Source organism: Chromatocurvus halotolerans (assembly GCF_004340525.1).
GTDB classification, from domain to species: Bacteria; Pseudomonadota; Gammaproteobacteria; order Pseudomonadales; family Halieaceae; genus Chromatocurvus; species Chromatocurvus halotolerans.
Genome location: NZ_SLWX01000016.1, coordinates 25,908 through 40,706, shown reverse-complemented (window position 1 = coordinate 40,706; position 14,799 = coordinate 25,908). Strand labels below are relative to the sequence as shown.

Genomic DNA, 14,799 nt, shown 5'->3' with positions numbered 1-14,799 from the left:
GTCAGCCGTCGACGCCGTGCGCCCGCAGCCAGTCGTACAGATCGTCGAGGACGGCCTCACGTTCGGGCTCGTTGAATATCTCGTGGTAGAGGCCCGGATAGATTCTCAGCGTCACATCGCTGCTGCCCACCCCGTCAGCGAAATGCCGCGAGCCGTCCACGGCGGTCATGACGTCGGCGTCGCCGTGCATGACCAGCAGTGGCAGGCGGATAGTGTCCCGTCCGCGCACGACATCCTGCATGGCGCCGAAGAGCTCCGTCACCAGGCGCGCGCTGAACTTGCCGCTGTGCACCAGTGGGTCGGCACGATAATCCGCAACCACCTGCGCGTCGCGGCTGATACCGGACGCATCCAGCTGCATCACGCCAAGGGTCGGCCACACGAGGGAAATGAGGCGGTTCACCCAGATCGCGATCGGTGAGGGGGGATCCGGCACCTCCAGCGCCGGCGCGGACAGCACCGCACCGGCGAAATTGGCCTGACGCGACAGCAGATACCGGGCCGCAATCAGCCCCCCCATGCTGTGGCCGACAAGAAATACGGGCAACGACGGATACTGGCGCCGTATCTGCTCGAACAGGACGTCCAGCGGTGCAAAAAACTCACTGAAGCGGCGGATGTGGGCCCTCGGGCCCGGCGACTCGCCGTGACCGCGGTGATCCGGTGCCACAACGGCTATGTTGCGAGCGCAAAAATACTCGGCAAACGCCCGGTAGCGGCCACAGTGCTCACCGGCACCGTGGGCCAGCAGAAGAACTGCCACGGGGGCCGGCGGGGACCAGTGGCGATAAAAAATACCGTCCTGCAGGCGGTTCTCCACCAGCCTCGCCGCTGTGCCCTCTCCCGACGAGGTTTCGCCGCCCGTGGCCGGAGAGTCGCCGGACATCATTTGACCGGCGTCAGCCATTCGCTGTTCTGCCGTCGGTTGCCACGCACGGAGTCAAAATACATGGCCTGCAGCTTTTCCGTGAGTGGTCCCCGCGACCCACTGCCGACAACCCGGCCGTCCAGCTCACGGATGGGAACGACCTCGGCCGCGGTGCCGGTGAAGAAAGCCTCGTCCGCGATATACAGCTCATCGCGGGTGATGCGTCGCTCCTCGATGGCATACCCCAGCTCGGCGGCCAGCGTGAAGATCGTATCGCGGGTGATACCATCCAGGCAGGATGTCAGGTCCGGCGTGAAAATGCGGCCCTTGCGCACCACGAAGACGTTCTCCCCACTGCCCTCGGCGACATAGCCCTCGTTGTCGAGCATCAGCGCCTCCTCGGCGCCGGAATCCAGGGCCTCGCGCAGGGCCAGCATGGAGTTGATGTAATTGCCGTTGGCCTTGGCCTTGCACATGGTGATGTTGACGTGGTGTCGCGTGTACGAGGAGGTGCGCACCTTGATGCCGTGGTCACGGGCCTCCGGGTTCATGTACGAGGGCCACTCCCAGGCCGCCACCATGACATGGGTTTTCAGGCTGTCGGCACGCAGTCCCATGCCTTCCGAGCCGTAAAAGGCCATGGGGCGCAGATACGCTTCATCAAGATTATTCTCCCGCACCACCGCGCGCTGTGCCTCAAGCAGCGTGGTCTTATCGAAAGGCATGGGCATGCGCAGGATTTTTGCCGAGTTGAACAGGCGGTCGGTATGCTCGCGCAGACGGAATATGCAGGCACCGCGATCGGCTGTGGCGTAGGCGCGCACGCCCTCGAAAACACCGAGCCCGTAATGCAGCGTGTGCGTGAGCACGTGCACTTTCGCTTCTCGCCAGGGGACCATTTCCCCGTCCAGCCAGATTGTTCCGTCGCGATCCGCGAAACTCATGCCCGCACTCCTACTTGTTCTCGTCGCTGGATGATAACGCGGTTACGCCGCCAAAAACCGTCTGCCACTGGGCCTGAACGGTATCGATATGCTGCCGGTAATCCGCCGCTGCAACAATTCCCTTCGCCTGCTGCAGCGCAAGCTGATGAGACGCAGAGCGGAACGCTATATAGGCCTTGATCAGCGCGTCACAGACGGACTGCGAGAACAGGCCCTGCTCTCCGAGGCTCTCGAGAATACGGATGTTGTCTGACCAGCGGGTAAGACCCGGCATCTGATGCGACCACGCGAGCACGGCGTATTGCACCATAAATTCGATATCAACGATACCGCCGGGTGACTGTTTGAGCTCGAACCGGTCCTCGCCGAGAGACGTCGGCAACAGGTGTTCGCGCATTTTTTCCCGCATGGCGACTACCTCACCGGCCAGCGTCGCCGCATCCCGGGGCTGGCAGAGAATGTCGCGTCGAACCTCGTCCAGCGCCTCGGCCACCCGGCGATCCCCCGCGACCGATCGGGCCCGCACCAGGGCCTGGTGCTCCCAGGTCCACGCCGTGTCACGCTGGTAGGCAGCAAAGGCCTTCAGCGTGGACACCAGCAGACCGGATGCCCCCGAGGGGCGCAGGCGCATGTCTATCTCGTACAGCTTGCCCAGCGGCATGCGGGTCTCGAGGATGTGTATCACCTTCTGCCCGAGGCGGGTATAGAACACGCTGTTGTCGATGCTGCGTTCACCGCTGGTCACGCCGCTGGCGTCGGCATCGTAGATGAAGACCAGATCCAGATCCGAGGCATAGCTGAGCTCAATGCCACCCAGCTTGCCGTAGCTGTAGATGACAAAGCCGGAATCCTCGCCGTCGCGGGCGGGCTCACCGTAGCGGGATACCAGCTGCGCCCAGGCCACCCGCAGCACCTGCTCAAGGACCACCTCGGCGATGAAGGTGAGCTTGTCGCTGACCTTCATCAGCGGCAGCCGGCCAAGGCGCTCGCTGGCGGCGACCCGCAGCACGTGCGCCGCCTTGAAGTAGCGCAGTGCATCCATCTGCGCCTCGAGATCCGTAAGCGGCAGGCGATCGACCTGACGTCGCAGCTCTTCCTGGAGGCGTTCACGATCCGGGGCGGAGTAGAGACTGGAGCGGTCAAGCAGTTCATCCAGCAGGACGGGCTGCGCCGCCAGCAATTCGGCAACCCAGGGGCTCGCCTCACACAGGGCGACCAGCTCTGCCAGTGCCGGTGGATTCTCCATCAACAGCATCAGGTAGGCGCTGCGCCGGAGCACGGCACGCACCAGGGGGAGAATGCGCTGCAGCGCCAGGTCGGGCTGCCCGACGCCGGCACAGGCCTCAAGCAGCAGCGGCATGAACTGCTCCAGGCGCTCCCGGCTTTCCCGCTGCAGGCCGCGCAGGCGCGTCACATCCCGCAGGTCCGCCAGGCGCTCCAGGGCGTCCTCAGCCTCGGCGTAGCCCAGCCTGCTCAGGACACTGGCATCGAGGGCATTCCACGGTGCCAGCGCCGGTTCGGCCTCGGCGTCCTCGGGAGCCGCAATCAGATCGTTGAAGTGAGCGGCCACTCGCTGCCGGTGCCCTGCCAGAGCCGCGCTGAAGCTCTCCCAGTCGGGGTAAGCCATGACCTCGGCCAGCGCCGCACGACCCAGGGCGTCGTCGGGCAGCTCCTGGGTCTGCCGATCGGCGTAGCCCTGTATCGCGTGTTCGGTATCGCGCAGGAAACAATAGGCCTGGCGCAGCTCCTCGACGACATCAGCGGGCAGACAGCCGAGTTCAGCGCAGCTTGGCAACACCTGCAGCAGCTCTCGCTGCTGCAGAGCCCTATCCCGACCCCCGCGTATCAGCTGCAGACACTGGGCGATGAATTCGATCTCGCGAATACCGCCGGAGCCCAGCTTGACGTTGTCGTCAAGTCCCCGACGCGCCACCTCCGCCACAAGCATGCGCTTCATCCCGCGCAGACTGTCGATCACGCCAAAGTCCACATAGCGGCGGAACACGAAGGGGCGCAGCATGCGCATGAGCGCGGCACTGTGACCCGCTCCGCCGGTGATCGGCCGCGCCTTGACCAGGGCATAGCGCTCCCAGTCACGACCCTGCTCCTGGTAGTAGGCTTCCAGCGCGGCAAAATTGTGCACCAGAGCCCCACTCTCGCCGTAGGGCCGCAGCCGCATGTCCACCCGGAACACGAAGCCATCAGCGGTCACGGTATCGAGTGTGTTGATCAGTGCCCGCCCCAGCCGCGTGAAAAACTCTTCATTACTCAACGGCCTGCGCTCGCCGTCGGTCTGTCCCGCCTCGGGGAAGGCAAAGATCAGGTCGATGTCCGAGGACACGTTGAGCTCACGCGCTCCCAGCTTGCCCATGGCGATCACGATCAGCGGCTGCCGCTCACCGGAACGCCGGCCGATCGGTCGGCCAAAGCGCTCCACCAGCTGCGCTTCGCACACCTGGAGCGCGTGATGCACACAGGCCTCGGCGAGCAGCGAGGTATCGCGCACGGTCTCCAGGGTATCGGCGAGGCGGTTGAAGTCGCGCCAGAGAATACGCAGCATGTGGTACTGGCGGAAGCGACGCAGGGTCACGGCAAGATCGGCGGCAGGTTCTGCAAGGTCAGCCCCGAGGCGCTGCAGCCAGGACCCTTCGGGCAGCGATGCATCCAGATCGCCACTGTGCGCTGCTCGCAGCAGCAGACCCGGACGACGGCGCAGCAGTGCCGCCACATACTGGCTGCAGGCGAGCATTCGGGCGAGCTGCGGTCCGCGTCGGGCATCCGCAGCCAGGGCCTCGAGGGGCGCACGCTCATGGCTCTCCGCGTTTTCCAGCACCGCGTCCCAGGCCGTCCCGGCGGCCTGGGCCAGGCCCGCAGGCAGTGTCTGCACCTGTTGGCTCAGGTCATGCAATTCCTGTACTCCATCGCCCGCTGCCGTGGCGGGTTGATCAGCGGTTACCCGCCGGCGCAACGCGCAGGACCTCTTCTATGGTGGTCTCACCCCTCAGCACGCGCTGTGCACCCGACTCGCGCAGGGACTGCATACCCTCGGCTGCGGCAGCGCGGCGTACCGCCGCGGTATCGATGCGGGTCACAATGGTTTCTTCCACCGCGGGACTGTTGAGCAATACCTCGTAAATTCCACGGCGCCCGACGAACCCGGTCTGGCGGCAGGCGCGGCAGCCCACCGGCGCGAAAACCTGCGCGGGGGCGGGTCCGGCGTGGCCCACCAGCGCCGCCCAGGCCTGGGGATCTGCCGCCTCCGGCACCTTGCAGTTTTCGCACAGGATACGCACCAGACGCTGGGACATGACACCGCGTACCGTTGCCCGAATCAGGTAGGCCGGCACCCCAAGCTCGAGCAGGCGTGACAGTGACGAGGGCGAGTCATTCGTGTGCAGGGTGGACAGCACCAGGTGTCCCGTGAGCGCCGCCTGCACCGCCATGTTGGCGGTTTCCAGATCGCGGATCTCGCCAACCATGATGATGTCCGGGTCCTGGCGCAACAGCGTGCGCACGCCGGTGGAGAAATCCAGGTCGATGCCATGATTGACCTGCATCTGGTTGAAGCGGTCCTCCACCATCTCGATCGGATCCTCGATGGTGCAGACATTCACCTCGTCGGTGGCGAGCTGACGCAGCGTGGAATACAGGGTGGTGGTCTTGCCGGAGCCAGTCGGTCCGGTCACCAGCGCGATGCCGTTACCGGCACCGGTCATGCTGTTCCAGCGCACGAGATCATCTGCCTCAAGCCCGAGCTCAGCAAAGCCCTTGTGCAGTACTTCGGGGTCAAATATTCGCATCACCAGCTTTTCGCCGAAGGCGGTGGGCAGGGTGGACAGGCGCAGCTCGACCTCGCCGCCGGCCGGGGTGCGGGTTTTCAGGCGGCCATCCTGGGGCCGGCGCTTCTCGGCAACGTCCATGCGGCCGAGAATCTTGATGCGGCTAGTCATGGCCGCACACACGGCCTGCGGCAGCTCGTAGACAGGATGCAGGACACCATCGATGCGAAAACGCACCTTGCCCACCTCCCGCCGGGGCTCGACGTGGATGTCACTGGCGCGCTGCTCAAAGGCATACTGCAGCAGCCAGTCGACGATGCTGACCACGTGCTGATCGTTGGCGTCGAGCTCCTGGCGCGAGCCCATGTCGAGCAGCTGCTCGAGGTTGTTGACCGCCGGCGGCTGACTGCGGCCCGTGTTGCCGGCACCGGCGCCGCGCACAGAGCGTGCCATGGTGTAGAACTCGGCGGTGAAGCGCACGATGTCCCGTGGATCGGCAAGGACCCGCGTTACCGGCCGCCGCGCCACGTGTTCCAGATTGCCCTGCCAGCCATACAGAAACGGTTCCGCGCTGGCCACAACCACGCTGTCGCGATTGGCCTCGACGGCCAGGATCCGGTGACGTTCGGCAAAGGCGCGGGACATGACCTCGGCGACAGCGCCGACGTTGATACGCAGCGGATCGATCTCGTAAACCGCCTGGCCGACCCGATTGCCCAGCCAGGACAGCAGCCGGTCCATGGTCAGCGCCGTTCCCGGTCGCGACGCATCCGCCAGCCGCTGCTCGGCGAGAAACACCAGCGGATGAACCGAACCGATAGTGACGCCGCCCAGACGGCGCGCCTCCGCCTCGGACAGGCAGCCGTCCCGGCGCAGCAGCGCGACGAGTTCTGGCAGGCTGAGCTTGCGCTCGCGCTGCAGTGCGGCATCCGGCGCGGTCATTGACGTATCCTGCTCGGGTAGCATGAAACAGACTTCATGCTAACACAGGCCCACGTCCTCTAGCCCTTCAGGAGCGCGCAGGCGTGGAAGAAATTGGCGCCGTTTTTGGTTAACCTTGGCGATCACAACCGACAGGATTGACACGTGACCGAGCACGGCAGCGGAGACTTCGACTGGTTCCGCAATACAGCCCCCTACATCAACTCACACCGCGGCAAGCGCTTCGTGCTCATGATCGGTGGGGAGGTTGCCAGCGAAGGTGCACTGGCGGGCCTCATTCACGACATTGCGCTGCTCAGCAGCCTCGGCGTGCACCTGGTGCTGGTTCACGGCAGCCGTCCGCAGATCGAAATCCGTCTGCAGCGCGCCGGCATTCGCACCGATTTCCATCGCGGCATGCGCATCTGCGACAGCGAGGCAATGGCCAGCGTCCGCGACGCGGCGGGTGCACTGCGCGTGGACATAGAGGCACTGCTTTCCATGGGGCTGCCGAACTCACCGATGCAGGGCGCGGATCTGCGCATCTGCTCCGGCAACTTCGTCACCGGTCGTCCGATCGGCGTGCTCGACGGCGTCGATCATCACCTGACCGGTCGCGTTCGCAGCATCGACGGCGATGGCATCCGCCAGCAGCTCAGCGCCGGATCCCTGGTACTGCTCTCACCCCTTGGCTACTCACCCACCGGGGAGGTCTTCAACCTGTCACTGGACGATATCGCCGTCCACACGGCGGTCGCCATTGGCGCCGAGAAGCTGATCATGTTCGGCGCCGGCGCCGGCGTTCATGACGGGGAAGGCAGGCTGGTAAGGCAGTGCGCGGTGGAGGAAATTCCACAGCTGGCAGTGGCCGACGCGACCCAGAAAGCACTGGTGGACACTGCCGGGCGCGCCTGCCGCCAGGGCGTGCCGCGCTGCCACATCATCAGCTACCGGGAAGACGGGGCCCTGCTGCGTGAGCTGTTCACCCACGACGGCAGCGGCACACTGATCACGCGCCGCCCCTGGGAGCAGTCGCGGCGGGCGCGCATCGACGACGTCGGCGGCATACTGGAGCTGATACAGCCGCTCGAGGAGGAGGGCGTACTGGTGAAGCGCTCACGCGAGATGCTGGAGGCCGAGATCGAGCGCTTTCGCCTGCTTGAGCGCGACGGCCGCATCATCGCCTGCGCAGCGCTGTATCCCTGCCCCCCGGATGACTGTGGCGAAATTGCCTGTATTGTCTCGCACCCCGACTACCGCGGCGAGAGCCGAGGCCGGCGACTGCTGGGGGAGCTTGAGCAGGAGGCGAGGAGCATCGGACTGAACCGCGTGTTCGTCCTGACCACCCAGACCGCACACTGGTTCATCGAGCAGGGCTTTGAGGAGGCCTCCCGGGATGCACTACCGCCGCAGCGTCGCGACCTTTACAACCTGCAGCGCAATTCCAAGGTCTTCTTCAAGCGCCTGCGCAGCCCCTCAGGGCGCTGACAGCCGGGTGAAATCCTCTCGCAGGCCCGACAGCTTGCGTCTCAGGTAGCGGTCCTGTCGCTCGCTGCGAGCCTCCACCGCCGCGGCCACGGCGCGGTAGATCAGCGTCGAGTTGTGCGCGTAGATGCTGAGGTAGTCCGGGGACACCGTGTCTTCCCAACCCGTCACGCGCTGGCGGAGTTCTGTCTGCCACCCTGGGCGGCGCTGCAGCACCTCCTCCAGCCAGTCGATCCAGCGCTGGCGCTCCGAGAGCCAGGCGACATCGGCGCGGCGCAGGTCTGTCAGCATGGCACAGATCTCACGCTGCCTGCCTCGACCCAAGCGCCCCAGGTAGTCTTCCAGGTTATCGGTCAGGCTGTCGCAGGCCTCTTGCCGGTATTCGTCGCTGTCGCGATCGAGATATTTTTCTTCGTACTCGCGCTGGCGCTCGCGAAGATTGCCGATAAACTCCGCTAATTGTTCGTCGTCCAGTGCCTCGCCCACCACCATCAGCTCGTCGAGCGCGCGGTCGCGCAGGCGCAGCCATTCCTCCTCTGCCGACAGCGCCAGCTCCTCTACCGTCGCCGCGGTAACCGGACTGTCCAGCGACGCTTCTGCACGCGCCAGCAGCGCGGCGTAGCGCGGCAGCTCCGAGCGACGGTGCCAGCCAAGAAAGGCGTCCACCTGGTCCTTGAGAAGCTGGCGCTGATCGCGCTCGAGATCCACGTAGCCCGACAGATACCAGGGAATGAGGAAATCCAGTCGATTGTAGAAGAACTGCGTGCTGCTGCAGGCGGCGATCAGCGCGAGCAGCAGACAGGCAATTACCGCACGGCATCGGCGCACAGGCGGCGCAGCGGACGTCAGGGGTAATCCAGCCCGTCGGTGGCAAACAGCATCTCCGGATTGCGGAAGCACTTGAATTCGAGGTAGTTGCCCGCCGGGTCGCGCACAAAGCAGGTGCGCTGTTCGCCGCGGCGCCCGGCAAAGCGCGTATGCGGTCCTATGGCGTAATCGATGCTGTTGGACTGCAGGCGGGACAGGAGCGCGTCGAAGTCATCCCAGGGCAGCACCAGGCCGAAGTGCGACGCGGGTACCTGCTCGTCATCCACCGGGTTGGTGGCGACCACGGGCATGTCGCGCGTCTCCACCTTGTGTACCACCAGCTGGTGACTGCCGAAATCGTAGTCTATCCAGCGCGAGGACGAACGGCCGCGCCGACAGCCGAGCACGTCACCGTAGAAAATGGCGGCGGCGTCGAGATCGTCCACCGGCAGGGCAAGATGAAAAATACCGCTTTGCATGGTTCAGGCTCCGAGTTTCAGACAACGGCCTGCCGCGCTCCGGCGGTGGCGTCAGGCCGCCGCGATGGCGTCCTGTCCGACCGCGCGGTTGATGGCGCAGAGAATGCCGTTCAACGACGCCTGTACTATATCGTGACTGACGCCGACACCACAGTGGCGCCCGCCATCAATATTGAGCTGTATGTAGCACACCGCTTCAGCGTCGGCACTCTGGCTCAATGCGTGCTCGCTGTATTCCACGAGCACCAGCTGCCTGCCGGTAAAGCGCTGCATGGCATCCACGAACGCGGCGACCACGCCGTTGCCGCTCCCGGTGAGGGAATGGCGCTGCCCGCCACGGGCAAGAATCACCTGCAGCTGGTCGACGGCGGCGGCCCGGCTGATCTGGTAGTCCCCCAGCGTCCAGCCCCCGGACACATTCAGGTAGGTATCTCGAAACAGGCCGAGAATGGCCTCCGAGTCGACTTCACCCTCGGCGGCCTCGGCGTGAGCCTGCACCGCGGCACTGAAGTCGATCTGCAGCCAGCGCGGCAGGTCGTAACCGTGGTCACGCTGCAGCACGTAAGCGATGCCACCCTTGCCGGACTGACTGTTGATGCGGATGACTTCCTGATAGGAGCGACCGATGTCAGCAGGATCGATCGGCAGGTAGGCCACCTGCCAGGGCTCGGCATCGTCGCGCCGCGCCAGGCACTTCTTGATCGCGTCCTGGTGACTGCCCGAAAACGCCGTGAACACCAGCTCGCCGGCATAGGGATGTCGCGGGTGCACCGGCAGCTGGGTGCAGTCGCGCACCGTCTGGATGATTTCGTCCATGTGTCCCAGCTGCAGTTCGGGATCAATGCCCTGGCTGTACAGATTCATGGCCATGGTCACGATATCCATATTGCCGGTGCGCTCCCCGTTGCCCATCAGGGTACCTTCCACCCGGTCGGCGCCGGCGAGCACACCGAGCTCGGCGGCGGCGACGGCACAGCCGCGATCGTTGTGCGTGTGCAGCGAGACGATCAGACCCTCGCGACGGCGCACATGGCGGCAGAACCACTCGATCTGGTCAGCGTAGACGTTGGGCGTGCTCATCTCGACCGTCGCCGGGAGATTGACGATGGCCGGTTTCTCAGGCGTCGGCTCCCAGACATCCATGACCGCATCGCAGACCTCCACGGCAAAATCGAGCTCGGTACCGCTGAAGCTCTCCGGGGAATACTCGAACAGCCACTCGGTATCCGGATAGCGCGCGGCACAGTCGAGCACCAGCCGGGCACCGCTGCGGGCGATGTCGACGATTCCACTGCGCTCCATGGCGAACACCCGCTCGCGCTGTACCGTGGACGTGGAGTTGTAGACATGCACGATGGCCCGGTGGACGCCCTCAAGCGCAGCGAAGGTTTTCTCGATCAGGTCTTCCCGGGCCGGTGTGAGTACCTGAATGGTGACATCTGCGGGGATACGATCATTCTCGATCAGATCGCGCACGAAATTGTAGTCGTGGCTGGACGCCGAAGGGAAGCCGACCTCGATCTCCCGGAAGCCGATCTTCACCAGCTGATCCCACAGCAGGGACTTCTGCTGCGCGGTCATGGGCTCGATCAGCGCCTGGTTGCCATCCCGGAGGTCGACGCTGCACCAGCGTGGCGCACGTTGCAGGCGACGATCCGGCCACTGCCGGTCAGGAAGACTGACGGTCGGGAACGCCGGATACCTGCGATGATCAAACTTGCCCATGTCGACTGACTGCCTGTGCCATTCACCTGAGTGAAAGTGTAACGCCCCGTGCCGGGTGAAAGGCTGCAAAGTCACCCATTATTCAGTCACTAATTAGAGGTTTTTATTAATAATTTGCCTATTATTGGCTATTATCTTCAAAAAGATACAAAAGGCTCTCTCTGCACTCACTTCAATCACGGGCACCGGACATGCCAAAACTGGATCGCATCGATCGTCGAATACTGCAGGCGCTGCAGCGCAACGGGCGCATCAGCAATCTGGACCTCGCCGATGCCGTGGGCCTGTCGCCCACGCCCTGCGCACGCCGACTGAAACGTCTGGAGGACAGCGGCATTATTCGCAACCACGTCGCGCTGCTGGACCAGGAGGCACTGGGGTTGAAGCTGACCGCATATATCGGCATCAGCATGGACCGCCACACCCCGGACCGTTTTGCCGCCTTCGAGGAGGAAATCGCCAGCTACCCCGAGGTGATCGAGTGCTCGGTGGTCACCGGTCAGTCGGCGGATTACCTGCTGAAGGCCGTGCTTGTAGACATGCAGCACTACGAGCGCTTTCTGCTTGGCAGATTGACCCGTATTCCCGGGGTCACCGGCGTGCACTCCAGCTTCGAACTGCGCCGGGTGATCCAGCGCACCGACCTGCCGCTGTCCCATCTGACCGGGAACTGAGCGCTCTCTGGTTAGCTGCGAGACCCATCAGACGCTGCCGCCGAGCAGGGCCCAGGGCAGGAAGCCCTCACAGCCGAGGTCACGGTAGTCGCGGCGCGAGAAAAAGTCCGCGTTGCCGCTGTTGTCGAGAAACAGATCCACGTAAAGCGCGCAGCGAAAGCGGCCAGGCTCCAGCGCCGGGTCAGCGATCAGCCGCTGCCGGATTCCCTCTGCGGAGAGCGTTTGTCGAACAGTACCGACGCCGCCGTCATCCGGGCTGTCCAGCAGCATCAACGAGGGAGCCTCTGCGCTGTGCGCGGACCACAGGGGATAACTTCCGCCATGGCCACGCCCGGGGTCGCCGGTATGGGCAAAAGCCCCCCAGTAGCTGCGCATGGCCTTGCCCAGCGCCTCGCGACCAGCGGCGTTCTCCTCGGTCTGAAGCCCCGGCAGGAGCCTGCTGAATACCGGGCGAAACAGGAAATCGAGTTCAAGCCCGTGGGCAGCGCCCAGCAGCGTCGGCAGATCCACCCACAGGTCATCGCGACTGTCATCCCAGTCGAAGCGGTACAGGTACACCGGCGGCGCATCCGGCGCCGCCTGCACCCTCGCGGCCACCTCATCGACAGCGAGCGCCTTCCAGCGGTCACTGTGATAGCTCGCCAGCAATTCATAGCGCCGGGGATCCCGGACACGCGGCAGAACACCGAACCAGCGCTTGACGTGATCGGGGTTCAAGGCGAGAAACAGCTTCATCTCGTCGCGGTTACTGCGCAGCAGCTGTGGCGCGCGGTACATACCTCCGCTGTCTGCGGCCGGCGCCAGAATGGTCTCTACCGGGAGCGAGCGCATGAAGGTGGCCAGCGCATCGCCAGAGAGGTCTTCGACGAGGCGGCGTGCGGCATCGCGGTCCCGGGCGCGACCCTCCGCCTGCAGCCAGTCAACCAGCAATTCCGCCGAGCTGAAAGCCGCACCGGGTTCCGGCGCGTCGCGATAGTGCTCCGCCCGCTCTTCGGTAAAGGTGGCAATCGATCCGCTCTGCACAATGGCCCGGTGGAACAGTCCACCGGCCAGCGGGGAAGCCAGCAGTCCCATGACGTTGCGTCCACCCGCCGACTCGCCGAACAGGGTGACGCGGTCCGGATCGCCGGCAAAACTGGCGATATTGTTCTGCGTCCAGTGCAGGGCGCGTATCATGTCGAGCAGCGCAAAGTTCCCGGATGCTTCGGCAGGGTTTTCTGCCCCAGCGCGCAGGGCTTCATGCCCCAGCCATCCGAGAAAGCCCAGCCGGTAGTTGATGCTGACAACAACCACGTTCTGCTCCAGCGCCAGCCGGGAGGCGTCGTAGCTGCTGCCACTGCCGATGCTGTTGCCGCCACCGTGAATCCAGAACATGACCGGAAGCAGCGGTTCGTCCAGCGGACGTGGCGGCGCGTAGACATCCAGCGTCAGACAGTCCTCGTTGCCGATACTGGGACGGCTGCCTGCGTCCACGCCCGACAACAGACTGGGTAACTGGGGACACACGTCGCCGTGCGTTACCGAGACCCGCGGCTCGGACCAGGGCTCCGGGAGGTGGGGCGCGCGCCAGCGACGCTCGCCGACCGGTGCGGCGGCATAGGGTATGCCCAGCCAGGCGTAGGCGCCGCTTGCAGCCACGCCGCCCACCACAGGGCCTGCGGTGGTGACGCGGACAGTCGCGGGGGCGGGCTCGAGCTCGGGCACTTCCTCCGGCGCTTCGTCGCCCAGCCACTGCATCGAGACACCTGACACGACGAGCAGGCACCCGAGAATCAACAACCACCGCGCCATGCGGACTCTCCCGTGGACAAAGAGGCTGTCACTTTACGCAAGGCTCGCAGGAAACACACGCTGGCGCCGACAGTGGTGTACCATGACGCCGCCATGTCCGCCACGCCACATCCCAACGATTCCACCAGAATGCTGGTGTTCCTCGCCGCCCTGGTTGCTCTCGGGCCGCTGAGCATCGATATGTACCTGCCCGCCATGCCGTCGATGCAGCGTGCTTTTGCCACCGATATCGCCAGCATGCATCTGACGGTTAGCGCCTACCTCTGGGGGTTCGCCCTGTTTCACCTCGCCTGCGGCCCGCTGGCGGACCGTTTCGGGCGACGTCCGGTACTTCTCGCGGGAACCGTGCTGTTCATTCTCGCTTCCATCGGTTGCGCGCTCTCCACGGATGTGTCGCAGCTCAGCACCTTCCGCTTCGTGCAGGGCATTGGTGCCTGCGTGGGTCCCACCCTCGCGCGCACGATCACCCGCGACGTCTTCGGGCCCACCCGCGCGGCACGGGCGCTGTCGCTGATCGCCATGTTCATGGCGCTGGCCCCCGCAGTCGCGCCAGGACTTGGCGGCATCATGCTGCGCTACGTTCCCTGGCCCAGCATTTTCCTTTTCCTGGCTGTTTACGGCGCCGCCATCGGTCTGCTGGCCTGGCGCTTTCTTCCGGAAACGCTGCCGCTGCGCCAGAGCCTTCGGCCGCGGCATATCGCTGCCAACTACCTGACGCTGCTGCGGCACCCGTCATTCCTCGCGGTCTGCAGCGCCGGCGCACTCATGTATGCCGGGCTGATGGTATACCTGGCTTCCTCGGGATTCGTCTTCATCACCATGCTCGGCGTGCCCACGGAATACTTCGGCCTGATTTTCCTCACCTCGGTAGCGGGCTACATGGCCGGCAGCGCCTGGAGCGCCAACCTCGCGAACCGGCTGACCTCCGAACAAGTAATGTTCCTCGGTACCGCAGTCGCACTCACCAGCACGGTGGTCATGCTCGGCGCGCATCGCTGGCAGCCATCGAGCGTGCTCGCACTGGTGCTGCCGATGACCTTTTTCGCGCTGGCGCTGGGGCTGGTGATGCCACATGCCATGGCGATTGCGCTGAAACCCTTCCCGACACTCGCGGGCACGGCATCGTCGCTGCTGGGCTTCATCCAGATGAGCCTGTCAGCGCTCATCACCGGCGCAGTGGGCCATTTGCTGGCTGACTCGCCCGAGCCGCTCATGGTGAGCATGCTGGCAATCACCGCGGCGGCCGCGGCAGTGGCCGGATGGGTGCTGTTGAGACAGCGTCAATCAGACCCCGCCGTGCTGCAGGACACATAACTCATTGACAAC

The 14,799-nt window shown here is 64.8% G+C and carries 11 protein-coding genes; 3 read left to right on the top strand and 8 right to left on the bottom strand.

Features of this window, described 5'->3' with window-relative positions; genetic code table 11:
• Position 1: 1 nt before the first annotated feature.
• The 4 genes from EV688_RS14425 to tfpB are packed head-to-tail and all read right to left on the bottom strand — an operon-like array spanning position 2 to position 6,533.
• The gene (locus EV688_RS14425) at positions 2-907 is read right to left on the bottom strand and encodes an alpha/beta hydrolase (RefSeq protein ID WP_240624419.1); all 906 of its coding nucleotides are present in this window, start codon (positions 905-907) and stop codon (positions 2-4) included.
• A complete protein-coding gene (locus EV688_RS14420; protein WP_117319144.1) occupies positions 886-1,812 on the bottom strand; it encodes a branched-chain amino acid transaminase in 927 nt (308 codons plus the stop codon). The genes EV688_RS14425 and EV688_RS14420 overlap by 22 nt, the downstream gene beginning before the upstream one ends.
• Before the next feature lie 10 nt (positions 1,813-1,822).
• Positions 1,823-4,720, bottom strand: a complete 2,898-nt coding sequence (gene glnE / locus EV688_RS14415) for a bifunctional [glutamate--ammonia ligase]-adenylyl-L-tyrosine phosphorylase/[glutamate--ammonia-ligase] adenylyltransferase (RefSeq protein WP_240624420.1) — start codon at positions 4,718-4,720, stop codon at positions 1,823-1,825.
• A gap of 37 nt (positions 4,721-4,757) precedes the next feature.
• Positions 4,758-6,533 carry a type IV pilus assembly ATPase TfpB gene (gene tfpB / locus EV688_RS14410; protein WP_117319145.1) on the bottom strand — a complete coding sequence of 592 codons (1,776 nt, stop codon included), beginning with the start codon at positions 6,531-6,533 and terminating at the stop codon, positions 4,758-4,760.
• Between the two features lie 144 nt (positions 6,534-6,677).
• On the opposite strand from tfpB, the gene argA reads away from it, so the two are divergent.
• Complete coding sequence (gene argA / locus EV688_RS14405; protein WP_117319146.1) at positions 6,678-8,000, top strand: amino-acid N-acetyltransferase; 1,323 nt, start codon at positions 6,678-6,680, stop codon at positions 7,998-8,000.
• On the opposite strand, the gene EV688_RS14400 is transcribed toward argA, so the two are convergent.
• From EV688_RS14400 to leuA, 3 genes are read right to left on the bottom strand one after another with little or no spacing between them, the layout of a single operon-like run.
• Positions 7,989-8,825 carry a DUF6279 family lipoprotein gene (locus tag EV688_RS14400; RefSeq protein WP_117319147.1) on the bottom strand — a complete coding sequence of 279 codons (837 nt, stop codon included), beginning with the start codon at positions 8,823-8,825 and terminating at the stop codon, positions 7,989-7,991. The two genes, argA and EV688_RS14400, sit on opposite strands and share 12 nt — an antisense overlap.
• Positions 8,826-8,842: 17 nt before the next feature.
• Entirely contained in the window at positions 8,843-9,283 is a 441-nt protein-coding gene (locus EV688_RS14395) for a VOC family protein (protein WP_117319148.1), read from the bottom strand.
• A 51-nt stretch (positions 9,284-9,334) separates the two neighbouring features.
• Positions 9,335-11,008 (bottom strand): 2-isopropylmalate synthase, encoded by a 1,674-nt coding sequence (leuA, locus tag EV688_RS14390; protein ID WP_117319149.1) that lies wholly within the window; start codon positions 11,006-11,008, stop codon positions 9,335-9,337.
• Between the two features lie 191 nt (positions 11,009-11,199).
• Here leuA and EV688_RS14385 point away from each other — a divergent pair, with 191 nt between their 5' ends.
• Positions 11,200-11,682, top strand: coding sequence for an Lrp/AsnC family transcriptional regulator (locus EV688_RS14385; protein ID WP_117319150.1), 483 nt, complete (start codon positions 11,200-11,202; stop codon positions 11,680-11,682).
• Between the two features lie 27 nt (positions 11,683-11,709).
• Here EV688_RS14385 and EV688_RS14380 read toward each other — a convergent pair whose 3' ends face one another.
• The gene (locus EV688_RS14380; protein WP_117319151.1) at positions 11,710-13,473 is read right to left on the bottom strand and encodes a carboxylesterase family protein; all 1,764 of its coding nucleotides are present in this window, start codon (positions 13,471-13,473) and stop codon (positions 11,710-11,712) included.
• A gap of 12 nt (positions 13,474-13,485) precedes the next feature.
• Here EV688_RS14380 and EV688_RS14375 point away from each other — a divergent pair, with 12 nt between their 5' ends.
• Positions 13,486-14,787: a multidrug effflux MFS transporter gene (locus tag EV688_RS14375; protein WP_240624421.1), complete on the top strand. Its 1,302-nt coding sequence runs from the start codon at positions 13,486-13,488 to the stop codon at positions 14,785-14,787.
• Positions 14,788-14,799 lie beyond the last annotated feature (12 nt).

What these genes read in the sequence shown, in the direction of transcription:
- EV688_RS14425 (WP_240624419.1), bottom strand. Translation starts at nt 907, where the DNA reads ATGGCTGACGCCGGTCAAATGATGTCCGGCGACTCTCCGGCCACGGGC.
- EV688_RS14420 (WP_117319144.1), bottom strand. Translation starts at nt 1,812, where the DNA reads ATGAGTTTCGCGGATCGCGACGGAACAATCTGGCTGGACGGGGAAATG.
- tfpB (WP_117319145.1), bottom strand. Translation starts at nt 6,533, where the DNA reads ATGACCGCGCCGGATGCCGCACTGCAGCGCGAGCGCAAGCTCAGCCTG.
- EV688_RS14395 (WP_117319148.1), bottom strand. Translation starts at nt 9,283, where the DNA reads ATGCAAAGCGGTATTTTTCATCTTGCCCTGCCGGTGGACGATCTCGAC.
- leuA (WP_117319149.1), bottom strand. Translation starts at nt 11,008, where the DNA reads ATGGGCAAGTTTGATCATCGCAGGTATCCGGCGTTCCCGACCGTCAGT.
- EV688_RS14385 (WP_117319150.1), top strand. Translation starts at nt 11,200, where the DNA reads ATGCCAAAACTGGATCGCATCGATCGTCGAATACTGCAGGCGCTGCAG.
- EV688_RS14380 (WP_117319151.1), bottom strand. Translation starts at nt 13,473, where the DNA reads ATGGCGCGGTGGTTGTTGATTCTCGGGTGCCTGCTCGTCGTGTCAGGT.